The organism is Pararcticibacter amylolyticus (genome assembly GCF_003130405.1).
Classification (GTDB): Bacteria; Bacteroidota; Bacteroidia; order Sphingobacteriales; family Sphingobacteriaceae; genus Arcticibacter; species Arcticibacter amylolyticus.
In genome coordinates this window covers 211880-236529 of record NZ_QEAS01000006.1, presented here as the reverse complement: position 1 = coordinate 236529, position 24650 = coordinate 211880, and the positions used below count along the sequence as shown (strand labels likewise).

Sequence of the window (24650 nt, the reverse complement as noted above, 5' to 3'; positions counted from 1 at the left end):
TTAGCAGGTGACTGGCAGAGAATGGCAGATTATGTGGGAGTTGCCCGGAACGGTGCGGTGGGTTTTGTGATAAATGATACTGCTTATGTGGGGAGTGGGGTAACAAATTCCGGCACTTCAACGACTGCCAAACGGGTCGGAGATTTCAGGAAGTATAATGCAGATGCGGATGACTGGTATTTGATTTCTTCATTGCCTGACGGTGCTGAGCGCGCTTACGGAGTAGGTTTTTCTATTAACGGAAAAGGATATGTGGGTACCGGTACTAACGACGGGAGTGTGGCTTTGAAAGATTTTTACGAATATAATCCCAGGAATAATTCGTGGAGACAGGTAGCAAGCCTCCCGGCGGCGGCTGCTGCACGCTGGGGTGCTGTCGCTTTTACACTGAACGGAAAGGGTTATGTAGGGTGCGGATATGATGGAAGTAACGATTTGAATGACTTCTGGGAATATACTCCGGGTGCAGGCGACAGCGATCCTGGTACCTGGACACAGGTTGCGAGTATTAAGAGCAAGAGGCAGTTCCCATTTGCTTTTGTCATTAACAATAAGGCTTATGTAGGCGGAGGATATAATAACAGCCAGGCTGATATTTCATTTTATCGTCTGGACGGCAACACATGGACAAAGCTTCATTCTCTTAACCCGGATGGCGATTCGGAGGAGAGCGATGATATAAAAAACAATGATGATTATAACTACAATATCTCCAGAAAGAGCGCTGCTACCTTCAGTTTAGATGGCTATGGTTATGTAACTACCGGAAATCTTTCTTCATCCTTAAGTACTACCTGGCAGTATAATCCTGATCGTGACCTGTGGAAAGAAGTAGATAAGTTTGAAGGTTCTTCACGGGAAGCGGCCGTTGGATTCGCAATCAAGAATTATGGGTATGTGACGACAGGCATATCTGGTTCTACACGACTCTATGATACCTGGCGTTTTGATCTTTCTGCTTCAGATGATGATTAAAAATGATTGTCAGGTGTATGCCGGGCAGGTTAGCTAACAAAAATAACCTGTTCCATTCCGTTTGATAATTCTTTCTGAAAATAAAAAAGACGCTGCCTTCAACAGACAGCGTCTTTTTTATTGAACAGGGCCAATTGCTACGCTAATGAAACCAGGTCTTCGCTTGATATTTCTTCATAGAGCGAGTAATAGTTCTCATAGTCGGCGGTGCCTTCGAATTCAAGAAGGGGCTTTTCGCTTGCCTTTGTAAAATTAACGACCTCTTCACTGATCTCTTCGTTTCCGAAAACTACGGCATCAGAATAGGTAATGGCTCCGATGTGTAAAGAATCACAGTCAGAACCTTTAAACATTTCTGTATGCTTTGCGCTCATGCCGTTCATGATCGCTTTTCTGGCGAAATCAGCATTCAGGTTTTCAGCAAAGCAATTTTCATATACCGAATAAACAACCTTCGCGTTTTTAAACGTAGGATCATCCTTGTAGGTTGTTTTCAGATAAACAGGAACCAATGAACTCATCCAGCCATGGCAGTGAACCACGTCAGGCGACCATCCCAGTTTTTTAACAGTTTCCAGTGCGCCTTTGCAAAAGAAAATAGTACGTTCATCGTTGTCTTCAAAAAACTTATTATTATTGTCCCTGAAAACATGCTTGCGCTGAAAATATTCTTCATTGTCGAGAAAATATACCTGCATACGTGCTGAAGGTATTGACGCGACTTTAATAATCAGCGGGTTATCGTTATCATCGATGATAATGTTCATCCCTGAAAGACGGATCACTTCATGCAGGCGGTTGCGGCGCTCGTTGATGTTGCCGAAACGCGGCATCAGAATTCGGATTTCAAAACCCTTATCCTGCATAGCCTGAGGAAGTTGTCTCGTGATTTCAGAAATTTTTGTTAACTCGAGGAAAGGCGACATCTCGTGGGTAATAAACAGTAACTTCGTTTTTGCCATCTCCAAATGTTAAATGTTTAAGAATAGAATTTGGGACTGCAAATATACACATTATATTATGATATATCAATGATTTACGCAAGAGGTGTGTTCGATTTTTTAAATTTTAACAGTTTAAGCTGCGGTTTTAGATTTCTGAAAAAGTATTAAATCTTATTTTAAACAATCGTTTAGCGGTTTGTTGAGACAAATGATTTTTGTCACGGTTTATTAATATTTTTTTAGTGTGCGGAGCCTGGCAAGTGCAGTGATCCTTCTGAAAATGATCAGCAAAAACAGAGATTAAACAATTTTATGTACGTTTGCATAAATTTATACACGTGCGGCTTTGAAAGTCATATTCTGAGCCGGTATCTAAATAAGAAATTGGAAATATTCGTAACAAAGTCAGCATTATCCGCGTCGCTTGATGAGCTGAAAAAGCAAAAGAAAGTAATCGGCTTTGTCCCCACAATGGGTGCCCTGCATGACGGCCATCTGTCACTGATTAACATCGCCCGCGAGCAATCTGATGTAGTTGTCTGCAGTATTTTTGTGAATCCCACTCAATTCAATGATCCTTCTGATCTTGAAAAATATCCCCGGCCCGTAGAGGCAGATATTGAAAAATTAAAAAGCGTAAACTGTGATATCTTATTTCTTCCGCCTGTTCATGAAATGTATCAGCAGGGAGAATCATGGCATATTGATCTGGGTTACCTTGAGCATATCCTGGAAGGAAAGTCCCGGCCAGGGCATTACCAGGGCGTAACGCAGGTAGTTAAGAAGTTTTTTGACATAGTGAAGCCGGATATTGCCTTTTTCGGACAGAAAGATTTTCAGCAGGTTCTAATCTTGCGAAAAATGACAGAGATGCTGGAGATCCCGGTAAATATTGTGATGTGTCCTATCAAACGCGAAAGTGACGGGCTGGCTTTAAGCTCCCGGAATATACATCTTTCGGAAGTTGAAAGAAGAAATGCACTGGCGTTATCGGCGGCGCTTCAGACGACTAAAGATCATTTTCAGGAGAAAGATCTTGCAAGTCTTAAGGAAGAGGCTGTAGCGTTTTTGAATGCCAGCGAAGGTATCGATCTGGATTATTTTGAGATATACGATGCGGCGACCCTAAAGCCAGCAGAATCGAAAGAGATTGAAAGCATTATAGCTCTGGTTGCGGCCCGGTCGGGTGAAACCAGACTCATTGATAATATGATATTGAACTAGTGGGGGGCAGACTACAGTTTTCCGTTCTGCCGTCAGTTCATGTCTCTTTAATCGTAAAGAATAATGTCATCTTATATAATATTACCCTTAAGTTACAACGGGGGCAATATAACTTATAACTGTTTTTGTAATTTTGTACTATGATTATCCAGGTTTTGAAGTCGAAGATACACCGGGTGAAAGTGACTCAGGCAGAGCTGAATTATGTGGGGAGTATCACGATTGATGAAGACTTAATAGATGCTGCTAATATTATTCCAAATGAGAAAGTTCAGGTTGTGAATAATAATAATGGAGCTCGTTTTGAAACATACGTAATTAAGGGGGAGCGTGGCTCGGGGATTGTTTGTCTTAACGGGTCATGCGCGAGGCTTGCACAGGTGGGAGACATAGTGATTATTATGTCATATGGGTCGCTTCCGATGGAAGAAGCGAAGAAATATCAGCCAATTTTGGTTTTTCCGGATGATGACAATCACCTGATCAGGTAACAGCTAACCGTTTGAATTGACGCCTTTATTTGTATTGTCATGGATAAATTAGATATTGTTAACGGCAAGGTGAAGTCCCTCGAAGATCTTTTACCTCTCGTCCATATATGGAAGTTCCAGGAAAAGAAGATTGTTTTCACTAACGGATGTTTTGATCTTCTGCATCTCGGTCATATTGATTACTTAGCGAAAGCTGCCAGTATGGGACAAAAGCTCATTATTGGCCTGAATACAGATAAATCTGTTTCTGATCTGAAAGGCCCGGCACGCCCTATCACAGATCAACATTCGCGTGCTTCGATCCTTGCTTCTCTTTTCTTTGTCGATGCAGTGGTGTATTTTTCAGAGCCTACACCTTTAAACCTGATTTCTGCTATAAAACCGGATGTGCTGGTGAAAGGGGCTGATTACACTATCGACAGAATCGTAGGGGCAGATGTAGTGCTTGCAAACGGCGGAGAGGTAAAAACAATTACTTATATTGAAGGTTATTCAACAACGGCAATTGAACGTAAAATCAGAGAAACCAGCCTTTAGTTTCAGCCGCTAAGGAAGAATTATCAAGGGGTGTATCTTTACATTGTGCCATTAACATTTACTTTTGGTTTATGTTTAATCCCCGGTTCTTATCCTTTTATGATGAAAACTTTGATGCAATCAAAACAGTATTTTAACAGATCTATTCTCAGATGTCTCAGAATAATGCCTCTTTTTTCTAAAAAAGGATACTGCGGCAAGCTCCTGGTTTTTGCCGGTGCTCTTGTTGCTTCGGTATTGCTGTTCTCTGCGTGTGGCAGAACTGTTAACGGACTAGAAAGCGGAACCTGGAGAGCTACTTTAAAAACGGAGTCGGGCACAGAGATCCCTTTTAATTTTATTGTTAGTGACACCAGCGGCAGGAAGGCTATATGGCTTGTAAATGCCGGAGAACGATTCAGAGTGGACGAAATAGAGCAAAAAGGTGATTCTGTAAATATAAAACTTCCATTGTTTGATTCTGAAATACGGGCAGGCTTTACCTCTGCGGGGATGAGCGGAAGATGGATCCGGCATTTAGCTGATAAAGATGTTTCTATGGACTTTACAGCGGAACATGGGGTTAACTGGCGATTTGCCCCTTCACAGGAGAAGCCCGAAGGAAACGTTACAGGAAAATGGTCTGCAACTTTTACCAGTCCTGATGGCAAGGATACTACGATTGCTGTCGGCGAATTCTCCCAGGATTCGTCAAGAGTGACAGGCACCTTTTTAACAACCACCGGTGATTACCGTTATCTTGAAGGCGCTGTTTCGGGCGACCGGCTTTTCCTCTCTACTTTTGATGGTTCACATGCCTTTTTATTTACCGGCAAGGTAAAGAACAATACCATAAGCGACGGGAAGTTTTATGCAGGGCTGTCGTCTGTAGATAACTGGACCGCAACGAAGGATGATAAGGCCATGCTTCCTGATGCATACTCTCTCACCACCCTGAAAAAAGGACAGAAGAAAATCAGTTTTAGCTTCCCCGACCTGGAGGGAAAGCAAGTCTCTGCTGATGCTCCCCGATTTAGCAATAAAGTGGTCATTGTTCAGTTCCTCGGTTCATGGTGTCCTAACTGTATGGATGAAACAGCTTATCTCGCTCCTTTTTATAGGAAATATAAAGATAAGGGAGTGGAAGTGGTTGGACTTGCATACGAGCGGACCACTGATCCGGCCAGGTCAAAAAAAAGTGTGGAAGCGTTAAAGGAGCGATTTGATATTTCTTATCCTTTGCTGCTCACCGGCTATACTCCTAAAGATGCTCTTACAAGCATGCCTGCATTAAACGAATTTAAAGCATTCCCCACCACTATTATTATCGACAAGAAAGGTGAAGTGCGCAAGATTCATACAGGTTTCAGTGGTCCCGGAACAGGCGGACATTACACTGAATTTGTTGAAGAATTTGAGAAGCTGGTTAATGACCTTATTAAAGAGTCTTAACATCTATGAGCATGCATTTCTTTCTGCTGTCTAAATATAAATTTCAAAAATGCGCATGAGATATCTACATCAGTACTGCTTCTTTGCGGCGACAGTTTTGTTTCTGCTGTCGTGCTCTTCGACGCAAAAGGTAGTGATGGATCCGATAACAGTAAGTTCGGTCCGCCCGGGTGCAAATATTTACAGGGGTAGTTACACCAGGTTAACCGATATTATTCACACAAAGCTTGACCTGAAATTTGACTGGGACAGTTCTCATGTAATCGGAAAAGCATTTATCCAGGCGAAGCCATGGTTTTATCCTTCTGACTCCCTTGTCCTGAGTGCAAAAGGATTTAAGATAGAACAAGTGGCACTTGTAAAGAAAGATGATCTGCTGCCTCTTAAGTATACTTATGACAGAAAGAAGCTAAAGATCATTTTAGATAAAACGTATACCCGTGATCAAAAATATACAGTGTATATTCAATATGTAGCCATGCCTTCGAAGCTAAAGGTAGGTGAGGATATCGCTTCTTCAGGAGATCGCGGCTTCTACTTCGTAAATGCCGACGGGAAAGAAAAGGATATGCCCCAGGAGTTCTGGACACAGGGAGAGACAGAGTGTAATTCGGCATGGTTTCCTACTATTGACGGGCCGCAGGAAAAGATGACTCAGGAGATCAGTCTTACAGTCCCTTCCCGTATGGTAACGCTTTCCAATGGTATTCTGGATTTCTCTTCTGATAACGGTGACGGTACCCGGACGGATACCTGGCGCCAGGAGTTGCCGCATTCAACTTACCTGACAATGGTTGCCGCGGGTAACTTCACGGTTGTGAAGGACAAATGGAGAGATAAAGAGGTGAGTTATTATATGGAGCCTGAGTATGCTCCAAACGCCCGTCTTATTTTTGGCAAGACTCCGGAAATGATAGAGTTCTTTTCAAGAAAAACCGGGGTGGACTATCCCTGGGAAAAGTATTCCCAGATAGTAGTGCGTAATTTCCTTGGCGGAGCTATGGAGAACACAACAGCCACGGTGTTTTTTGACCGGATGAACCTCACAAAGGAACAATACCTGGATGAAACATATGAAGACATTGTTTCGCATGAGTTGTTTCATCATTGGTTTGGAGACCTTGTGACTGCTGAATCGTGGGCCAATCTTCCTCTCAATGAATCTTTTGCTACTTATGGTGAATACCTGTGGAATGAATATAAATACGGCCGGGATTACGCTGATCAATTTGGATGGAAAGATCTGCAAACCTATTTAGGGTCTGTTAAAGCAAAAGATGCAGATGTGATCCGTTACAACTATGCAGACAGGGAACAGATGTTTGATGCTGTGAGTTATCAGAAGGGCGGCCGGATACTTCATATGCTGAGGAAAACTGTTGGGGACGAGGCGTTTTTCAAAGCCCTTAATCTTTATCTGACGAGAAACGCATATAAGACTGCCGAGATTAATGATTTGAGGATGTCTTTTGAAGAAGTGACCGGGCAGGATCTCAACTGGTTTTTCAATCAGTGGTTCCTGGCATCAGGACATCCTGTTTTGAAAATAGATTCTAAATATGATATGGCCACAAAAAAGGTTTCAGTGACTATTTCACAGCAGCAGGATCTAAGCAAGGTTCCATTGTATCGTTTACCCCTTGCCATCGATATTTATAAGTCGGGTAAGGCAGAAAGAAAAGAGATTGTATTAGAAAAACAGGTACAAACATTCAGCTGGCCTTCTGAGACGGAGCCTCAGCTCATTAATGTAGATGCTGAAAAATATCTGCTGGCTGAAAAAAAAGAAACCAAGAGCTTATCACAATATATTTTCCAGTACAGCCATGCGCCCCTGTTTCTGGATCGCCTTGAGGCATTGCAGGGCCTGGAGGTGTTTGCCGGAGAACAGAGAGCAAGAAAAACCATTGTGATGGCGCTTGACGACAGAAGCTGGGAACTAAGGCTGAAAGCGCTGAACTTTATCTCAAAGTTGCCTGAAGGTGAAAGACCGGAAGTTTATGATAAACTGAAGAGCATGGCAATCAATGACACACGTTCTTATGTCCGGGCGGAAGCAATTTCCAACCTGAAGAAGTTCTTTAAGGACCGGAATAATGCCGACATTTTGATGAAATCCGCCTCCGACAAAGCGCCTAGTGTACAAAAAGCCCTGAGTGAGAAATAATCCGGAAGATTATTTCAATGCACTGAAAACCATTTTAATGACCGAAAGTACGGCGGCAAAGATCAGTGCAGAAACAAACCCGGATGTGTTGAAACTTTTCATGAAGGCATCAACCAGAAGTACCATAAAGACTGTAATGATAAAAGACATCAGCCCCAACGAAATAATATTGATCGGCAGAGTAAAAAGCCTTAATAAAGTCCCGATTGTAGCATTAGCCAGTGCGATAAGAAGACCGGCTATAATGGCATTGATAAAGCCATCGACCTGAACGCCAGGAACCACAAATGCGGCAACAGAAACGGCTATGCCTGTTAAAAGAATTTCTATAATGATTCGCATATACAAATGTGGTAAAACGGCTGGAAATTAAAAATGATATTTACCGTTAAGTGATTTGGGATCAGAATTTGAACGGAGGAGCGTTTAAATTTAAAAGTCATGGTATCCCGGTGTGGATATATTATCTGTCCGGGAGCAGGAAGAAGGAAGGCAAAGTTACTTTCACTGTAAATCAACCGTTTGCATAAATTAATATTTTTACTTACCTTTGCTCGAACTGAAAAAGAGGGGACAGGTTTGTCCCCTCTTTTCTTTTACTGATAAATTATGAATATAGAGCAAAGGGTAAGTGAGCTTGTCGAAGAAAAGATTGCAGACAGGGCTGATTTGTTCCTGGTAGATGTTAAAATGCATTCGAACGGAAAGCTGATTGTTCTGGTGGACGGAGATACAGGTGTAGGAATAGCGGATTGTGTTGCAATTAGCAGGCATGTCGGATATCATCTTGAAGAAGAGAATGTAATTGAGCATGCATATAATCTGGAGGTGTCATCTCCGGGGGTGGATACCCCGTTAAAACAGCAGCGTCAGTACGAAAAGAACAAGGGACGAAATGTTTCTGTGAAGCTGATTGCAGGAGAAAAGAGAGAAGGGCTTCTTCTGCAGGTATCTGAAGAGGGTATTACGATAGAAGAAAAGGTGAAGGAGAAAGGGAAAAAAGCCGTGCTGATTGAAAGTTTTATTCCTTTTGGTGAGATAATGGAAACTAAGGTTTTAATTTCATTTAAATAGAAATGAGCAATATTAATTTGATCGATTCCTTCCAGGAGTTCAAGGAATTCAAAAACATAGACCGTCCAACGGTGATCAGTGTGCTGGAAGAAGTGTTTCGCAGTATGATCAGAAAAAAATATGGTACTGACGAGAACTGCGACGTGATTGTGAACCCGGATAACGGTGACCTTGAAATATGGCGCACAAGGACAGTCATGGAAGATGGGTTTTCTGAAGATGATGATTTGGAGATTGAACTTGCTGACGCCAGGAAAATCGATCCGGATCTGGAAGTTGGTGATGATTTCATTGAACAGATTACGCTTGAGAGCTTCGGTCGCCGGGCTATTCTGGCGGCACGTCAAACCCTTGTATCAAAGATCCTCGAACTGGAAAAAGACGAGATCTTCCGTAAGTATAAGGACCGTGTGGGTGAGATTGTGACCGGCGAAGTGTACCAGGTTTGGAAAAAGGAAACTTTAGTGCTTGATGATGACGGGAATGAGTTACTTCTTCCAAAGACGGAGCAGATTCCTGCCGACTATTTCAAGAAGGGGGATACTGTAAGAGCTGTGGTATTAAAGGTGGACATGATGAACAGTAATCCGAAGATCATTATATCACGTAATGCTCCTGAATTCCTTCAGCGTTTATTCGAACTGGAAGTTCCTGAAATATTCGATGGATTGATCACGATTAAAAAGATTGTTCGTGAGCCGGGCGAGCGTGCCAAGGTAGCTGTGGAGTCTTACGACGACAGGATTGACCCGGTAGGTGCCTGTGTGGGAATGAAAGGCTCACGTATCCACGGGATAGTAAGAGAGCTCAAAAACGAGAATATCGACGTTATTAACTTCACTAACAACGTATCTCTGTATATACAACGTGCACTGAGCCCTGCTAAAATCACCACCATTAAGCTGGATGATGAAGATAAGCGTGCCGCAGTGTATCTGAAACCAGATCAGGTTTCGCTGGCTATTGGCCGTGGCGGACATAACATTAAGCTGGCCGGAAAGCTTACCGGTTATGAGATCGATGTATATCGTGAAGCCGACGAAGACGATGAGGATGTGGATCTGGAAGAGTTCTCAGACGAAATTGATGGCTGGATTATTGATGAATTCAAGCGTATAGGTCTTGACACTGCAAAATCTGTACTGGAATTGTCTGTAGACGAGTTGGTGAAGCGTACAGATCTGGAAGATAGTACGGTTAAAGAAGTGATGGCGATATTAAGAGCAGAATTTGAATAAGTTAGACTGATTCGGGTTCCGCTATTAATTTACTGGATAAAAATCGTATTTTTGTTAAAATTTTTAGCGATAGGTAATTTTTTTAGATGTCAGAAGGTAAAAGCATAAATTTACTAAAAGCAGCAAAAGAGCTTAATATTGGTTTATCAACCGCGGTAGAGTCTTTGAGCAAGAAAGGCTTTAAGGTTGATCCAAAACCAAATACAAAGCTCACAGAAGAGATGTATAATGCTCTTTTGAAGGAGTATCAGGGGGATAAGATTGTTCGTGAGGAAGCAAGGCAAATTGTAATAGGGAAAATACGCCGGGAAGACACCCCTCCTCCTGCTGAAAGACAGGAACCTCGTCGCTCTAAGGATTTTGAACAGGATGAGATCCTTATAAAGAACACCGGAGCTTCTGCACCTCCTGTGGCGGAGAAGCCAAAAAGCCAGGAAGAGGAGCAACCGGAAGAGATGCAGGAAGAAGCTGCATTGCCAGGTGTAAAAATAGTAGGGAAGATAGATCTGGATTCGCTGAATCGACGTCATCGCCCCGAATCCAATAAGCAGGAAGAACCGGAAGAAGTTGTGCAAGAGCAGCCTTCAGAGCCTGTAGCTGAGCCGGAACCAAAGGTTGAGCCAGTTCCTGAACCGGAGCCTGCGCATGAAGTGCCAGTAGCTGAGGTGCACACGGAACCCGAACCAGAGCCGGAAAGACAGCCTGAGGTGATATCAGAACCTGAGTATCACGAGCCGGAAGTGGTTTTAGACAATAATGACAGTCATGAACCGGAGGCTGAAGGCGAGACCGGGTTCGATGATAATGAAACAGAGGAACAACCGGAAAAAGTGGAAGATACCGCAGAAGATGAAGTAATAAGAGCCAGGGCACAACGTTTGACCGGGCCTAATGTGATAGGCAAGATCGATTTGTCTGCAACTATGCCACAAAGGCGTAAGGATCAGCCTGTGGCTTCATCGTCTAGTGCGGCTAACGATCATAAGCGGAAGCGGAAACGGAAAGATCTGCCGGGACAGCCCGGGCATGGACATGGCCAGGGAGGCCAGCAGCACGGGGGGCAACACCAGCATGGTGGTCAGCATGGCCAGCAACACGGTCAGCAGTCGCATGGCCAGCAGCAGGGAGGAAACCGTCAGCAGAACCCGGCCGGAAGTCCACAGGGAGGAAACCATCCCGGAAGACCGGATTTCAGAGGCGGTGCGAGCAGAAATCAGGCAAGACCAGATTTCAGAGGCAACAGGAATCAGCAAAACCGGCATGACGCTCCGAAAGAGGAACCATCAGAAAAAGAAATACAGGATCAGATTAAAGCAACTCTTGCAAGGTTAAGCGGTGCCGGAAAATCAGGAAAGTTTGCCCAGAGAGCTAAGTTCAGACGCCAGAAGCGGGATGATATTGCACATTCAGCGGAAGAAGCGGCATTGGAACAGGAGCTTCAGTCAAAGGTTCTTAAAGTAACAGAGTTTGTTACTGCTAATGAACTGGCGAATATGATGGACGTCCCGGTTACTCAGATCATTTCAACCTGTATGAGCCTTGGTATGTTCGTTTCTATCAATCAGCGTCTTGATGCAGAAACGTTGGCAATTGTAGCCGATGAGTTCGGATATAATGTCGAATTTATCAAGCCGGAAGATGAAGAAGCAAGTCTGGAGGAAGAAGATGCTCCGGAAGATCTGCAGCCCCGTGCACCGATAGTAACGGTAATGGGACACGTAGACCATGGTAAGACATCGTTACTTGACTTTGTGAGGAAGACGAACGTCATCGGAGGTGAAGCAGGAGGGATTACGCAGCACATCGGAGCTTATGAGGTGAACCTCGAAGGAGGACGTAAGATTACGTTCCTGGATACGCCTGGTCACGAAGCGTTTACAGCAATGCGTGCCCGTGGAGCCCAGGTTACCGATATTGCAATTATTGTGATAGCAGCAGACGACAGTGTGATGCCTCAGACCCGTGAAGCGATTAATCACGCTCAGGCAGCAGGAGTACCTATTGTATTTGCTTTCACTAAAATAGATAAACCAGGTGCTAATTCGGATAAGATCCGTGAGCAGCTGGCAACAATGAACTTACTTGTTGAAGACTGGGGCGGTAAATATCAGTGCCAGGAAATTTCAGGTAAAACGGGTCTCAATGTTGACCTTCTCCTTGAGAAAGTTCTGTTAGAAGCCGAACTTCTTGAATTGAAGGCTAATCCGAACAAGAGAGCCACCGGAACTGTTATCGAAGCGGCGCTTGATAAAGGACGCGGTATTGTAACCACAGTGCTTATTCAGGCGGGAACACTGCGTATCGGGGATCCGATCCTTGCGGGAAGTTACAGCGGACGCGTTAAGGCCTTGTTCAATGAAAGAGGACAGAAAGTGGATAAAGCCGGGCCTTCGACACCTATCCAGGTGCTGGGTATGTCTGGAGCTCCAACTGCCGGTGATAAGTTCAATGCAATGGAAAGTGAGCCGCAGGCGAGGGAAATTGCCAACAAGAGGCTTCAGTTGCAGAGGGAGCAGGGACTGCGCAGTCAGAAACACATCACTCTTGATGAAATCGGCCGTCGTCTTGCTATCGGAAACTTCCGTGAATTGAATATCATTGTTAAAGGTGATGTGGATGGTTCTATCGAGGCATTGTCTGATTCGTTATTGAAGCTCTCTACCGAACAAATCCAGGTTAACATTATCCATAAGTCTGTAGGTCAGATCTCAGAATCCGACGTATTGCTGGCTTCTGCATCCGATGCGATTATTATCGGTTTCCAGGTGCGTCCGTCAAGCGGTGCTAGGAAACTTGCAGAACAGGAGGCAATTGATATCCGGCTTTACTCTATCATTTACGATGCGATAAATGAAGTGAAGGCTGCTATGGAAGGAATGCTTGCACCTGAGTTTGAGGAGAAGATCACTGCGAATGTTGAGATCAGGGAAACCTTTAAGATCAGTAAGGTCGGCACTATCGCCGGATGTATGGTCCTTGATGGTAAGATCAACCGGAATAGTAAGGTGCGGATCATCCGTGATGGAGTGGTTGTTTACACCGGAGAACTGGCCTCGCTTAAGCGTTATAAAGACGATGTGAAAGAAGTTTCAGCAGGATACGAGTGTGGTCTTAATATTAATAACTTTAATGATATTAAGGTTGGCGATATTGTAGAAGCATACGAAAATGTAGAAGTAAAGAGAAAACTTTAAAAGCATTTTAAATATTTTGAGAAGAGGGCTCCTGGCAGCCCTCTTTTTTTTGTATTAAAAATGTTACTTTTGGCGTTTGCATTACCGGGTTCTGCCCCCGTTTCCAGCTTGTATGTAGAGTTGAAATGTTTAATTTTACGAGGTATTACTCAAATAGGGTGATATTTTTCAATTTGCTTAAACGATAGGATTTAATCCGTTCAATAATGTTAAATACTGCTATAGAATCTCAGAAGCGAACGAGTAACGATGACGATAAGTTTTCTATTCTGATTCCCTCCTGGAACAATCTCAATTACTTAAAACTTTGTATTGAGAGTATCAGGAAGAATTCTTTCTTTAAGCACCAGATTATTGTTCATATCAACTGCGGAGACGATGGAACACTTGAATGGATAAAGGAACAGTCATCAATCGATTATACTTATAGCAGCGAGAATGTAGGCGTATGTTACGCGTTAAATGCGTCCAGCCAGTTAGCTCATACCGACTATATCCTTTTTATTAACGACGATATGTATGTATGCCCTGAGTGGGATCTCGCCCTTTGGGAAGAAATAGTGCAAATCGGACATCCCCTGTTTTTCCTGTCGGCAACGGCAATAGAACCTAAAGCTTCCAGTATTTGCTCTATTGAAAAGAACTATGGAACAGACGTATCGAATTTCGACGAGAACCGTTTGCTGGCAGAGTTCACCCAATTTGAAAAAGCAGACTGGAACGGTGCCACATGGCCACCCAACATCGTTCATAAGAAATTGTGGAACCTGGTTGGAGGCTATAGTATAGAGTTTTCTCCGGGCATGTATTCCGACCCGGATTTTTCAATGAAGTTATGGCTGGCCGGGGTCAGATTATTTAAAGGGGTTTCCAGAAGCAGGGTCTATCATTTTGGGTCTGTGTCGGTAAAACGTGTTAAAAAGAATGCCGGATACTACCAGTTTATTTCAAAGTGGGGCATTACCTCGGGCACGTTTACAAATGCTGTTTTGAAGAGGGGAAGGGACTTTAAAGGACTTCTGGCTGCGCCAAGAATGAGTTGGGCATTAAGAACTAAGGGTGTTTATAAGCAAGTCGTTTCTCTATTTAACCGGCCTGACTTTAAGCAGTTCTGAATGGTCTGAAGATGAGGATAGGTGTTATTCTTCCCAATACAAATCTCTACGGAGGCGTGAAGCGTTTTTACGAACTGGGAAGTGTATTTCTCAAGCTTGGACATGAATTTATTATTTTTACTCCCGAGGGGATTCCCTCTTCATGGTATAAAGGACATATTGAAACAGAAACCTTATCTCAGATTTCTGCTTATCCGCTCGATGCCCTTTTCATTACAGAGATCAGGTTTCTGGAGGATCTGCTAAAAGCGGATGTGCGAAGAAGGATTTTCTATTTTGTAAGGGCTTCTGACGATATCCGGATGTTGAAGAAACATCCGGAAGTAGAGGTGTTTGCCAATTCAACGAACGTGTTGGAAATTGCAAGAAGGAAATACAAGATAGAGGCGTTTGAAGCTTTTGGAGGCATTAATACTAGATCATATTATAGTAAAGAGCTTAAACCGAAACAGGCAGGCGAGCCGTATACCATTATGTGTTTTGGAAGACTCGCCGAAAAGAAAAAAGGGACGATGCTCGTGGTTAAAGCCTGTGAACAGCTATATAAGAAAGGTTATAATCTTAAACTGCTGTTGTTCGATACGCCGGTGAACGAGAAGGCGAAAGCTAAAATAGATAATTTTAGAACGAAGGTTCCCTATGAATTTGTCTTAAATCATCCTGTAGAGAGGAATGTTGAGCTCTATCATAAGGCAGATATTTTCGTTGCCGCTGAAAAAAAAGCAGGTTATTCAAATACCGGGGCAGAAGCTATGGCATCGGGTATTCCATTAATAGCAACCAGTTCGGGTACCAGGGACTTTCTTATTCATAATGAGACAGGTATTGTGGTGTCGCGATGGTCATGCAAAATACGAAAGGCAATCGTTTATTTGATTGAACATCCCGGGGTGCTGCAAAACTTAGCAAAGAACGGACGAAAGAAGATAGAAGAATTCGACTGGGAGGCTCTTGCTAACAGAATTATTGCTCATATATAAGGAACAGTTATAGTCGAATCGGTATATTTGGGCTTTTGCAAATATGCTAAACTATTGCACATTATTTAACTCTGCTTACCTTTCCAGAGGATTGGCAATGTATTATTCGCTAGAGCAATGCAGCGGCAGTTTTCATCTATACATATTTGCTTTTGATGAAGAGTGCTACAAGCATTTAAGAAATCTTGAACTAAAACATGCTACTATCATTTCTCTAAGCGAATTTGAAGACGAGGAATTATTAAGTGTAAAACCAGACCGTACAGCAGGGGAATATTGCTGGACATGTACTTCTTCTACGATCTGGTATTGTATTAAGACCTATGCACTAGACCAATGTACCTATATTGACGCTGATCTTTTATTCTTCAGTGATCCGAAGGTGCTTATTGATGAAATGGGTGATGATTCTGTGCTTATCACCAGTCATAACTATAGCCCTGAGCATGATCAATCCGCGCTCAGCGGAATATACTGTGTCCAGTTTATCACCTTTAAAAATACCGAAGAGGGAATGCGGGTGCTGAATTGGTGGCGAAAAGCCTGCATTGAATGGTGCTACAGACGATTTGAAGACGGGAAATTTGGTGATCAGAAATATCTGGATGACTGGACTGAACGTTTTACTGGTGTCCATGTTCTGCAAAACCCTGGAGGAGGAGTAGCTCCATGGAACAATCTTCAATATCAGATAAAGCCTGCTAGCAGAGTTATAGTACATCACCAGCCGTCGGCACAGGAGTCGGAGCTTGTCTTTTATCACTTCCATGATTTCAGATACTGCAAGCGGGATGTTGTTCGTTTGACAGCTGAACAATATAGCCTTACTCCCGATGTTGTACGCTACATATATAAGCCCTATATTTCTATGCTTACAGAGGCTGAAAAGAGTATAAGATCCTTAGGGGAAAATGTAACTTTTCATGAGCCCCTGCTTGATCTGGATTGGATTATGAAAAATACTGGCCGTAAGTTTACCTTCTTTCTGACAGGCCATTATAAAAACTACTACAAAAGAGGTACGTTAAAATAGTTCGCGCATACCGGGATTGGCGAGGTATTGCCGGATAGATAAATTGTAAGGAATTAAATGGCACAACTAATAAATCTCAAGACCTTCACTGATAAGAGGGGCAACCTGACAGTAGTTGAAAAGGTTATTCCATTTGACATCAAAAGGATATTTTATATCTATGGAGTAGATGATTCGGAGAGAGGGGGACACAGACATAAAAAGACAATTCAGGCTGCCATATGCTTAAAAGGAAGCTGTACGATTTTCAACGATGATAACAGTAAAGAGGAGAACTTCGTACTTGATACACCTGATAAATGTTTGCTTCTTAAACCCGAAGACTGGCATAAAATGTACGATTTTACGGAAGATGCGATATTGATGGTACTTGCTTCCGAGTTTTTTGACGCTGAAGATTATATCTATGAGCCGTACAATGATAGAATATGAAAACCTTCGTTTGGTGAATGAACCGTTTTTTGAAAGCTATAGAAACAGCTTTTCAGATACGCTTGAAAGCGGCTGGTTTATACTTGGGAATAAGGTTTCGTCTTTTGAGAGAGAGTTTGCAGCTTTTTGCGGATCAGGTTATTGTGCAGGGCTGGCTTCCGGTCTGGATGCGCTGATCCTCGCTTTGCGGTGCTTTGACTTTCCTGAAGGCAGCGAAGTTATTGTTCCGTCAAACACCTACATCGCTACGATCCTTGCGGTTTACCATAATGGGCTGGTTCCCATTCTGGTGGAGCCTGATATCCAAAGCTACAATATAGACCCGGCAAAAATAGAAGAGCAGATAACTGATCGTACCCGTGCCATACTGGTGGTGCACTTGTATGGGAAAGCTTGCGATATGGATCCGGTAATGGAAATAGCCCGGAAATATAACCTTCGTGTGATTGAGGATTGCGCACAATCTCATGGTGCGAAGTACAAAGGGAAACAAACCGGTACATTTGGTGATTTCGGCGCTTTCAGTTTTTATCCAACGAAGAATCTGGGAGCTCTTGGTGATGCCGGAGCGATTACAACGGAAGACCAGGTTCTCTATGAGAAGGTAAAGGCTCTTCGTAACTACGGCTCGAGGATAAAGTACCAGAACGAATATATCGGTACTAATTCCCGGCTTGATGAAGTTCAGGCAGGTTTTCTTTCTGTTAAGCTAAAGAAGCTGGATGAAATAACAAGCCATAAACGGAGGTTGGCAGGCTTATATCACGAAGGGCTGAAGACTGATTTTGTGAAACCGGTGGTCAATCCAGACTATTTCGATGTTTATCATATCTACAATGTGAGGCACCCTGAACGAGACCGGTTACGGGCCTACTTACTTGAGAATGGCATCAAAACTGAAGTGCATTACCCGGTACCCCCGCATCAGCAGGTAGCTTTGGCCGGGAAGTTTAAAGGCTGCTACCCTATTTCAGAAGAGATACACCGGACCACGCTGAGCCTTCCGATATCTTATGGCCATAAAGTTGAAGAGATTGAGAGGGTAATTGAGGTAATGAACGACTTTTAGGATTAGTATATTTACAAGAAATATAGTTCTGTGCATCTTTTAAGATGTGTAGATTAACAAATGTAATTAAAATGCTGAGCGAGCTAATAAGGAAACTCAAAAATAAACCAAAAGAAGAGTATGGATGGTTTGGGAATTATGCTTCCTGGGAGGAAGCGTCAGCTTCAGCTGACGGGTATGATAAGAAAAATATTTTAGATAAGACAAAGGAGGCTCTTTTAAAGGTTAAGAATGGAGAGGCTGCGTATGAGAGAGACTCGGTGGTTTTTGATAAAAAGGCATATCCTTATCCACTTATCACTTATTTACTTCACAGTGCATTTCGGAATGGGGCACCATTGAATATTCTGGATTTCGGCGGATCACTGGGAAGTACTTACTTTCAGGTTAAAGACTTTTTAAGTCCTCAGGTATGTTCAAGCTGGAATGTTGTGGAGCAGGCTCATTATGTTGAATGTGGAAGGGAGTACTTTGAAAATGATTTGTTACATTTCTTTCATTCCATAGAAGAATGTAATGCGAAATATACAATAGATCTGGTTATACTTTCAGGAGTTACCCAGTATTTATCAAACCCTCATTCTTTTTTGAACGAGTTGGTTTCTTTCAGTTTTAAATTTCTTATCATTGATCGAACTGCATTCGTGAAAGAAACTAAAGACAGGTTGACTATTCAGAGAGTATGGCCGTCGATTTACGAAGCTTCTTACCCCGCTTGGTTTTTTAATGAGGCTTACTTCCTCAGGCATTTCGAGAGATATTATGCTGTTCGTGCAGAATTTACAAGTTATGTTGAAGGTGAATCTATAATATTAATTGACGGAAGTCCATTAGGATATGATAAGGGTTTCTTTCTGGAACGAAAATAAAGCCGACAAGTATGGCCGGCTTTATTTCAATACTTATATTGTTACAAGCTTGTAACCGCAGCTGTTCCACTCCAAACAGGGTTGCCTAATATTGCAAAGCTTCCGGTGTCCTTATCAACTTTGTGTATTCTCTGGTTTTGAACAATGTATAAAGATCCGTTATAGGCGGCTGCGCCTGAAGTTCCTGTCCAGACCTGGCTTCCTAAAATTGAATATGTTCCGCTATCTTTATCAACTTTATGTAAATATCCATTTTGGACAATATAAAGATATCCATCAAGATTAGTCATCGCATTAGTACCATTCCATATTTGTCCTCCCAATATTGAATATGAACCATTTTTGTTTACCTTATGCAGGTATCCGTTTTGAATGATATAAATATAGCCATCTAAAGCGGTCATAGCTTCGGTTCCATTCCAAGAACTACTAATAACAGTATAGGCTCCATTATCCTTATTCATTCTATGCAAGTCATTGTTTTGTACAATATAGAGCTCTCCATCTAGGGCGGCTATTCCTTCAGAGTTAGGGAAATTGTTAGTAACAATGTTGTATGAACCAGTTGATTTATTTACCCTATGAATGTTGCCGGCTTGAATGATATACAGGAAGCCATCTAAGGAGGTCATCACATTTGTATTAGGCCAAACAGCTCCTCCCACGGTTATATATGCACCAGTATTATTATCTATGCGCCTTAATTCGCTGCCAACAACAGCAAATATATTAGCATTATTCAGATCTACATTGCCTTGGTTGGGTAAGGTTAATTCATATACCCGGCTGGAATATTCAGTATTTGTTACTCCAGTTGGAGTCCCACTGCCATTATATACTTTATACTGATATTTAAGGCTGACTACCCCTGAAAGTTTTCCCTGGGGAATGGTAGCTGACAGTGTTTTACTAAGAGAAGTGGCGCCATTAAAATCATAGTGTGTTATATGGATAGGTGCTGACAAGGCCGTCTCTTGTGACGGTTCATTTAATACCAATGTAACAGTCCAATCAAGATACTCCCAGCCATAGGACCAATATGTTCTTTGAATAGTGAAGCCAGCTGTTACATTCTTTGGGCTAGTTTCTGATACCGAAATTTTAAAATCGGCAGTTGATGGGGTAACATAAAAATTTGAGAGGTTTGCTGCTTTTGTATTTAAAAAGGACGTTAATACAATCAGCACTAAAAGGAGAAAGTACTTTTTCATGAAATTGAGGTTGATTTAGAATTTAAGTCAGTTAATCATGTGAGCTCGGCTTAGATAAGTTATTCGTATTTGAGCTTGTATTCATTAGAGGCAGCATAATAATCTTGTACCTCTTGTAGCGTCATACTATAAGATGCAGGAATAAGTGTAAAAATTTGTTTCTCCACATCATAATTGATATCTTTTTTGTCTACTCCCCACATGATAGTGAGAAACCTCATCATTTTATCAAAGTTTTCAATGTTCTCAGGATTTTTAGATTCAAGAGTTTGATCTTGATCTTTTTTACAACTGTTAAAGGAGAGGACAAATAAAACCAGCATTCCAAGTAGAATTGCCTTTAAATTAGATTTATTTTTCATATAGTTTAATTTAGTTATACCCAAAGCTAGTATTTCTCGCTGTAAATAGTCCTGGGTGTATGTAACATTTTAATATTAATTCCTTTTTCGGATTCATAAATTTTATTCAAATATGATATGAGCTTTTCGGTGAGCTGAGCGAATTGATAGCATACTTATAAAGATTTAATCTTTAATTACTGAATATCCCAAATTTGATACAAGGTAATAGTGCTCTTTTTTAGGTGAAAAAATATTACACGAATGAAAGTATTCTAGTGATGAAAGTTAGAATTGTGAAGATGAATGGCAGAATAAGGTGGATTAAGATGAAATTAAATCTGCCTGAGGGTTTCAGTTAACAATATGAGAGGTAGGCAGCAACTAATCTAGTATCGTCATCATATCCGTCCTATAGGTTTGTCTTTATAAAAAGAAGTGCCTATGTAAGTCAGCAGGCAACAATATAAAAAATAAAGAATAGTCCGAATCGGTTTATCTCAAAAAATCAACACTTTGTACTATAATCTAAGAAGATGGATAGCACGTTTCTTACAGATGATATTATTGGAACTACTACAACAAATGCTCTTCAAAGGGAAAGTAAATCTCTTTTGGCTAGTGTCAGCTTAAATTACCCCATGAGCTTTTTTAGCCACCTTTTGAGTCTTTTGTTAAGCTTTTTGTTTTTTTTCTCGATATCGAACTCTAAGTCCTGAATATGATCGTCGGCTTCTTTAGAAGGCAGAATATATATAGGGTGTTTTATTGGCATCCTTAATGGCTCCAGAGGGATATTTGAAAATTTACTGTTTGGCGATGTGGTATGTGTGGCATCTGATTCAAAACCAATATTAGTAACCAAGTTAGAATTAGGAATTATACACAACCAATTATTAAAAAGCGAAATAAATTTAAGTTGGTAATCCCAAGTGTTTATTTCTCCTTTTTTTAGTTGCTGAAACAATTTACTATATTCCTTAAACAGCATGGGGTCAGTAAAAATTTCCGCAAGGTATTTATTGGCTTCAGTGTCTTCATATCTTATCAGGTCGGGATCATAGTTATTCCATACTCTTCTCCAACTAGCCCAGCCCCAAACCTCCACGTTTCTCGAAAAATAGTAGGAGGCGTCAGCGTGATTTTTATTCTTCTGAAAGTTGCACCCTGCAATTTGAGCGATTCGGGAATCATCACGGTATCTTTCTAATAGAATATCACAAAATAAAAAGAATTCGTTTGACGGCAGGCAATCATCTTCCAGGATGATTCCTTCTGATTCTTTGCTGAAGAACCAGTCTATGGCCGAAGAAACGGCGTTTTTGCATCCCAGGTTTTTATTCCGAAACAGCGTCTCGAATTTACATGGCCAGTCAATTCTTTCAATGATTTTTCGTGTTTCGTTACATACAAGCAATTCACTGTCGTTTCTTGGCCCGTCAGCTGCAATATATAAGCGGGAGGGCCGGGCTTCCCTGATTTTTTCGAATACCAGACTAGTAGTGTCAGGTCTGTTGAAAATCAAAAAAAGTACCGGGGAAGAGACTTGATGTAAGGCCATTAATGCTTGTTTTTTGTTTTTAAATTTTTCCATTTATACCTGAGATAGACCGGCAGGCTGCAATATTTACGTATGATCCCGTCAAAGTCTTCATCAAATAATGGATCAGGAGTGAATTGTGACACCCCTCCCTGGGCAAAGTTAGCAATAAGAATTGGATGGTACTCTTTCCTGAATTCCGAATCGCTCCAGCATTGAATGTTAAGCAGGTGATCGCCTCCCGTTGGGTATTTTTCGCTATAGCGATACTTCTCAAAAACTCTTTTGGGGTAGATCACGCTATGGTGACAAATGCAGTCCCTGGTTAAGCGGTATGGTGTAAACTCGCCGCCCAGGATCATCTCTCCCCATGAACACTGACCGTAATAGATCGTCCTGGGATCCTTTAGTAAAGAAGCCATCTCAGAAAATTCGTGATAAAGGCTGTCGTCAGATCCAAGGAAATAAATCCAGTCTCCTTTCACATGTTCCAGCCCCTTATTCATAGCATGGAAGATACCCCTGTCGGGTTCGCTTTTCCAGAATGCTATGTAGTCATTATTCTCTTCAAGCAAACTAACTGTACCATCTGTACTTCCTCCATCAATAATGATATGTTCTATCGCAGGGTAGGTTTGCTTCCGGATACTGTCAATACATCGCTGAAGGTGTTTGGCTGCATTAAAGGTAACGGTAATAATGCTGATCAAAGGGTACCCTTTTTTATTGGGGCCGTTATATTTCATTATCTGAGGAGATTGTTGTTAATGAACAAAAATAGCAAATATGCTTTGATTGAGGGATTGCTGATCTGATATAAGGTATCATAAATTTTAGCGATATTCGCTGTCAGATGGTTATTGTAAATTATAGGGCTGGCCAGCTTGCTAACCGTTTAATTCATTTCTCCCATTTTATAGCAAACAGCAAAGCCTTTGGATATAAGCTGGTTTATCCATTTTTTCAGGAGTACAGGGAGTTCTTTGAATTTGGAGACCCTGATTTCGAAGAGGGGCGTATCCAGCTGGATTATCCTGTGGGACTTCTTTTCATCTACAGGAAAATTCAGCAACTGATCAGATCCCTTGAAAAAAGAGGAAAGAGGGTCAGTTCTGTTTTCTTCAGGGAATTTCATATCCTTTCAAAAAATAGTCTTGAAGATCCTTTTTTTAATATGCGGGATCCGCTGTTTACCGCCAAGGCGTGTCATAAAGTTTTGATTACGAATGGATGGTTATACAGGGACGAGGAAAGCTTTGGTTTGTATGCAAATGAAATAAGAAATATCTTTACACTGAAGAACCATTACCGGGAGCTGGTCAGGAAGCAAATTGAAGAATCAAGAAAAAACGCAGATATCCTGATAGGCGTACATATCCGAAGAGGTGACTATAAAGATTTTAATTATGGGAGCTGGTATTACGAGGATGAAGTGTATTTGAAGAACATGAAGAGTATTGAGGCGTTTTACAAAAAGAATGGAAAGGTCTGCAATTTTTTCATTGCATCAAACGAAAAAGTACCTTTGAAAAACTTCAGTGGCTTGAATGCCAAATGGGAGGAGAGGCATTTTATCATCGACCTTTATAGCCTGGCAAGCTGCGATTACATAATCGGGCCTCCAAGCACCTATTCGGGATGGGCTGCTTTTTTTGGGAAGGTGCCATTGTTTCATATAGAAAGTGCTGACAGCACTATAGATGAACGGAATATAACTCGCTTTACCCCTCTATCTTAAGTCGCTTTTTTGAGGAATTTTCAGAAAATAGTACTCAAAGCAATATCAATTGCCTGTATTTAAAGCAATTCCTTAATCCGTTTCTTCAGTTCGCTTATTGTATCCAGAACATATTCCGTTGCAGTAGGCAGGAACCTCTCCTGCGAGATAAATTCTCTGTAGAGTTTTTCATTTGAATGAAGTTCGGCTACCTGTTTTTTTAAAGCTTCCAGGCTGTCGGGACCTGAATAGAAGAGAACTGCATCTTTGTTAATTACAGCAGGTTCAGGATTATTGTTACTTCCCATATATATGGGAATGCAGCCTGAGTTAATCGCTTCGAAGAGTTTTTCGGTGACATAACCGTCTCCATCCGAGTTTTCGGGACAAATATTAAATTTATATCTGGTGAGGAACAAGCGTTTGTCGTCATTACATAGCTCTTTGAGATCGCTTGTGTTGTTTAAATAAGCCCCACCGCTATCGACCTTTTCGATTTCGCTGAGACTATGATAGATGGCAGGTCTGATACCGTCTCCATCATGACTACTTACCATAGAGCAGAATTTGCGGAAAGGCGTGCTCTCATAATTGAAATGAGACATATTATAAACAGCCTTCCTGATATCCCCGTGATTACACGATTGTGGTATAAAATATAAGATCCATAAAGGGAAGCGAAGGTAATTCTGGTTGTGCAAGTTTTCAAACCCTAAAACCAAGTCGACATCGTTGAGGCAATGGTCTCTATATTCGTAATAGTTATCTATATTCTCACTGGTGAAAAAAATCTTTACCGGGCTTCTGTTTAATTTGATCTTAGCGCGGGTACCATAAACAGAGAATACGGCAATCTCTTTCTTAGGAGTCAGCTTGCCTGAAAACTCATTATGAATGAAATTATAAAACCAGACCTCTTCCGGTCTTTTCATGTTACAAAAATTGAATAGCTTGACAGGAGACCCTTTGCATAGCTTCCTGTCGTTATTATATTCTTTTAACAGATGAATAAATTTTTTCAGTTTTTTCATAATAATGCACGAAGGAAAATAATATCCTGCCTTCTAA

General features: G+C 41.6%; 23 protein-coding genes. 16 read left to right on the top strand and 7 right to left on the bottom strand.

Annotated elements, in window-relative coordinates:
• Positions 1 to 975: Kelch repeat-containing protein (locus DDR33_RS09170; protein WP_109415472.1), on the top strand; the 975-nt coding region annotated here is incomplete at its 5' end.
• A gap of 137 nt (positions 976 to 1112) precedes the next feature.
• Here the strand turns inward: DDR33_RS09170 and DDR33_RS09165 are convergent.
• The gene (locus DDR33_RS09165) at positions 1113 to 1937 is read right to left on the bottom strand and encodes a glycogen/starch synthase (protein WP_109415471.1); all 825 of its coding nucleotides are present in this window, start codon (positions 1935 to 1937) and stop codon (positions 1113 to 1115) included.
• 366 nt (positions 1938 to 2303) lie between these two features.
• Here DDR33_RS09165 and panC point away from each other — a divergent pair, with 366 nt between their 5' ends.
• From panC to DDR33_RS09140, 5 genes are all read left to right on the top strand, one after another.
• Complete coding sequence (panC, locus tag DDR33_RS09160; RefSeq protein ID WP_109415470.1) at positions 2304 to 3143, top strand: pantoate--beta-alanine ligase; 840 nt, start codon at positions 2304 to 2306, stop codon at positions 3141 to 3143.
• A gap of 140 nt (positions 3144 to 3283) precedes the next feature.
• Complete coding sequence (gene panD / locus DDR33_RS09155) at positions 3284 to 3634, top strand: aspartate 1-decarboxylase (protein ID WP_109415469.1); 351 nt, start codon at positions 3284 to 3286, stop codon at positions 3632 to 3634.
• Positions 3635 to 3673: 39 nt separating this feature from the next.
• Positions 3674 to 4171, top strand: a complete 498-nt coding sequence (gene rfaE2 / locus DDR33_RS09150) for a D-glycero-beta-D-manno-heptose 1-phosphate adenylyltransferase (protein WP_109415468.1) — start codon at positions 3674 to 3676, stop codon at positions 4169 to 4171.
• Positions 4172 to 4336: 165 nt separating this feature from the next.
• Entirely contained in the window at positions 4337 to 5602 is a 1266-nt protein-coding gene (locus tag DDR33_RS09145) for a peroxiredoxin family protein (protein ID WP_109415467.1), read from the top strand.
• Between the two features lie 55 nt (positions 5603 to 5657).
• The gene (locus tag DDR33_RS09140) at positions 5658 to 7769 is read left to right on the top strand and encodes a M1 family aminopeptidase (RefSeq protein ID WP_109415466.1); all 2112 of its coding nucleotides are present in this window, start codon (positions 5658 to 5660) and stop codon (positions 7767 to 7769) included.
• Positions 7770 to 7778: 9 nt separating this feature from the next.
• Here the strand turns inward: DDR33_RS09140 and DDR33_RS09135 are convergent, their stop codons facing one another.
• Entirely contained in the window at positions 7779 to 8111 is a 333-nt protein-coding gene (locus tag DDR33_RS09135) for a phage holin family protein (protein ID WP_109415465.1), read from the bottom strand.
• 267 nt (positions 8112 to 8378) lie between these two features.
• Here DDR33_RS09135 and rimP point away from each other — a divergent pair, with 267 nt between their 5' ends.
• The 9 genes from rimP (at position 8379) to DDR33_RS09090 (ending at position 18773) form a co-directional block, all read left to right on the top strand.
• Complete coding sequence (gene rimP, locus DDR33_RS09130; RefSeq protein ID WP_109415464.1) at positions 8379 to 8843, top strand: ribosome assembly cofactor RimP; 465 nt, start codon at positions 8379 to 8381, stop codon at positions 8841 to 8843.
• 2 nt (positions 8844 to 8845) lie between these two features.
• Complete coding sequence (gene nusA / locus DDR33_RS09125; RefSeq protein WP_109415463.1) at positions 8846 to 10081, top strand: transcription termination factor NusA; 1236 nt, start codon at positions 8846 to 8848, stop codon at positions 10079 to 10081.
• Positions 10082 to 10167: 86 nt separating this feature from the next.
• On the top strand, positions 10168 to 13275 hold the full coding sequence (infB, locus tag DDR33_RS09120; protein ID WP_109415462.1) for a translation initiation factor IF-2: 3108 nt from the start codon (positions 10168 to 10170) through the stop codon (positions 13273 to 13275).
• 206 nt (positions 13276 to 13481) lie between these two features.
• The gene (locus DDR33_RS09115) at positions 13482 to 14390 is read left to right on the top strand and encodes a glycosyltransferase family 2 protein (protein ID WP_109415461.1); all 909 of its coding nucleotides are present in this window, start codon (positions 13482 to 13484) and stop codon (positions 14388 to 14390) included.
• Positions 14391 to 14401: 11 nt separating this feature from the next.
• Complete coding sequence (locus DDR33_RS09110) at positions 14402 to 15370, top strand: glycosyltransferase family 4 protein (RefSeq protein WP_109415460.1); 969 nt, start codon at positions 14402 to 14404, stop codon at positions 15368 to 15370.
• A 97-nt stretch (positions 15371 to 15467) separates the two neighbouring features.
• Entirely contained in the window at positions 15468 to 16403 is a 936-nt protein-coding gene (locus DDR33_RS09105) for a glycosyl transferase (RefSeq protein ID WP_238387733.1), read from the top strand.
• Between the two features lie 57 nt (positions 16404 to 16460).
• On the top strand, positions 16461 to 16835 hold the full coding sequence (locus tag DDR33_RS09100; RefSeq protein WP_109415457.1) for a sugar 3,4-ketoisomerase: 375 nt from the start codon (positions 16461 to 16463) through the stop codon (positions 16833 to 16835).
• Entirely contained in the window at positions 16810 to 17904 is a 1095-nt protein-coding gene (locus tag DDR33_RS09095) for a DegT/DnrJ/EryC1/StrS family aminotransferase (RefSeq protein WP_202913695.1), read from the top strand. The genes DDR33_RS09100 and DDR33_RS09095 overlap by 26 nt, the downstream gene beginning before the upstream one ends.
• 44 nt (positions 17905 to 17948) lie before the next feature.
• Positions 17949 to 18773 (top strand): methyltransferase, TIGR04325 family, encoded by an 825-nt coding sequence (locus DDR33_RS09090; RefSeq protein ID WP_238387732.1) that lies wholly within the window; start codon positions 17949 to 17951, stop codon positions 18771 to 18773.
• 41 nt (positions 18774 to 18814) lie between these two features.
• On the opposite strand, the gene DDR33_RS09085 is transcribed toward DDR33_RS09090, so the two are convergent.
• The 4 genes from DDR33_RS09085 to DDR33_RS09070 all read right to left on the bottom strand — a co-directional run bounded on the left by DDR33_RS09085 (position 18815) and on the right by DDR33_RS09070 (position 22611).
• On the bottom strand, positions 18815 to 19984 hold the full coding sequence (locus DDR33_RS09085) for an SMP-30/gluconolactonase/LRE family protein (RefSeq protein WP_109415454.1): 1170 nt from the start codon (positions 19982 to 19984) through the stop codon (positions 18815 to 18817).
• 59 nt (positions 19985 to 20043) lie between these two features.
• Positions 20044 to 20346, bottom strand: coding sequence for a hypothetical protein (locus DDR33_RS09080; protein ID WP_109415453.1), 303 nt, complete (start codon positions 20344 to 20346; stop codon positions 20044 to 20046).
• A 613-nt stretch (positions 20347 to 20959) separates the two neighbouring features.
• Entirely contained in the window at positions 20960 to 21919 is a 960-nt protein-coding gene (locus DDR33_RS09075; protein WP_238387731.1) for a nucleotide-diphospho-sugar transferase, read from the bottom strand.
• Positions 21886 to 22611 (bottom strand): glycosyltransferase family 2 protein, encoded by a 726-nt coding sequence (locus tag DDR33_RS09070; RefSeq protein WP_109415451.1) that lies wholly within the window; start codon positions 22609 to 22611, stop codon positions 21886 to 21888. Before DDR33_RS09070 ends, DDR33_RS09075 begins: the two co-directional genes overlap by 34 nt.
• A 107-nt stretch (positions 22612 to 22718) precedes the next feature.
• Here DDR33_RS09070 and DDR33_RS09065 point away from each other — a divergent pair, with 107 nt between their 5' ends.
• Positions 22719 to 23603, top strand: coding sequence for an alpha-1,2-fucosyltransferase (locus DDR33_RS09065; protein ID WP_109415450.1), 885 nt, complete (start codon positions 22719 to 22721; stop codon positions 23601 to 23603).
• 59 nt (positions 23604 to 23662) lie between these two features.
• Here DDR33_RS09065 and DDR33_RS09060 read toward each other — a convergent pair whose 3' ends face one another.
• A complete protein-coding gene (locus DDR33_RS09060; RefSeq protein WP_109415449.1) occupies positions 23663 to 24613 on the bottom strand; it encodes a glycosyltransferase family 10 domain-containing protein in 951 nt (316 codons plus the stop codon).
• Between the last annotated feature and the right edge of the window lie 37 nt (positions 24614 to 24650).

Bases quoted from the DNA above. Each gene is read 5' to 3' on its own strand.
- DDR33_RS09060 (WP_109415449.1), bottom strand. From the start codon at position 24,613: ATGAAAAAACTGAAAAAATTTATTCATCTGTTAAAAGAATATAATAAC.
- DDR33_RS09115 (WP_109415461.1), top strand. From the start codon at position 13,482: ATGTTAAATACTGCTATAGAATCTCAGAAGCGAACGAGTAACGATGAC.
- DDR33_RS09110 (WP_109415460.1), top strand. From the start codon at position 14,402: ATGAGGATAGGTGTTATTCTTCCCAATACAAATCTCTACGGAGGCGTG.
- DDR33_RS09100 (WP_109415457.1), top strand. From the start codon at position 16,461: ATGGCACAACTAATAAATCTCAAGACCTTCACTGATAAGAGGGGCAAC.
- DDR33_RS09085 (WP_109415454.1), bottom strand. From the start codon at position 19,984: ATGAAAAAGTACTTTCTCCTTTTAGTGCTGATTGTATTAACGTCCTTT.
- panD (WP_109415469.1), top strand. From the start codon at position 3,284: ATGATTATCCAGGTTTTGAAGTCGAAGATACACCGGGTGAAAGTGACT.
- DDR33_RS09135 (WP_109415465.1), bottom strand. From the start codon at position 8,111: ATGCGAATCATTATAGAAATTCTTTTAACAGGCATAGCCGTTTCTGTT.
- rimP (WP_109415464.1), top strand. From the start codon at position 8,379: ATGAATATAGAGCAAAGGGTAAGTGAGCTTGTCGAAGAAAAGATTGCA.
- rfaE2 (WP_109415468.1), top strand. From the start codon at position 3,674: ATGGATAAATTAGATATTGTTAACGGCAAGGTGAAGTCCCTCGAAGAT.
- DDR33_RS09070 (WP_109415451.1), bottom strand. From the start codon at position 22,611: ATGAAATATAACGGCCCCAATAAAAAAGGGTACCCTTTGATCAGCATT.
- infB (WP_109415462.1), top strand. From the start codon at position 10,168: ATGTCAGAAGGTAAAAGCATAAATTTACTAAAAGCAGCAAAAGAGCTT.
- DDR33_RS09140 (WP_109415466.1), top strand. From the start codon at position 5,658: ATGAGATATCTACATCAGTACTGCTTCTTTGCGGCGACAGTTTTGTTT.
- DDR33_RS09105 (WP_238387733.1), top strand. From the start codon at position 15,468: ATGTATTATTCGCTAGAGCAATGCAGCGGCAGTTTTCATCTATACATA.
- DDR33_RS09065 (WP_109415450.1), top strand. From the start codon at position 22,719: ATGGTTATTGTAAATTATAGGGCTGGCCAGCTTGCTAACCGTTTAATT.
- DDR33_RS09095 (WP_202913695.1), top strand. From the start codon at position 16,810: ATGAGCCGTACAATGATAGAATATGAAAACCTTCGTTTGGTGAATGAA.
- DDR33_RS09165 (WP_109415471.1), bottom strand. From the start codon at position 1,937: ATGGCAAAAACGAAGTTACTGTTTATTACCCACGAGATGTCGCCTTTC.
- DDR33_RS09145 (WP_109415467.1), top strand. From the start codon at position 4,337: ATGCCTCTTTTTTCTAAAAAAGGATACTGCGGCAAGCTCCTGGTTTTT.
- DDR33_RS09075 (WP_238387731.1), bottom strand. From the start codon at position 21,919: ATGGAAAAATTTAAAAACAAAAAACAAGCATTAATGGCCTTACATCAA.
- nusA (WP_109415463.1), top strand. From the start codon at position 8,846: ATGAGCAATATTAATTTGATCGATTCCTTCCAGGAGTTCAAGGAATTC.
- DDR33_RS09090 (WP_238387732.1), top strand. From the start codon at position 17,949: ATGTGTAGATTAACAAATGTAATTAAAATGCTGAGCGAGCTAATAAGG.
- DDR33_RS09080 (WP_109415453.1), bottom strand. From the start codon at position 20,346: ATGAAAAATAAATCTAATTTAAAGGCAATTCTACTTGGAATGCTGGTT.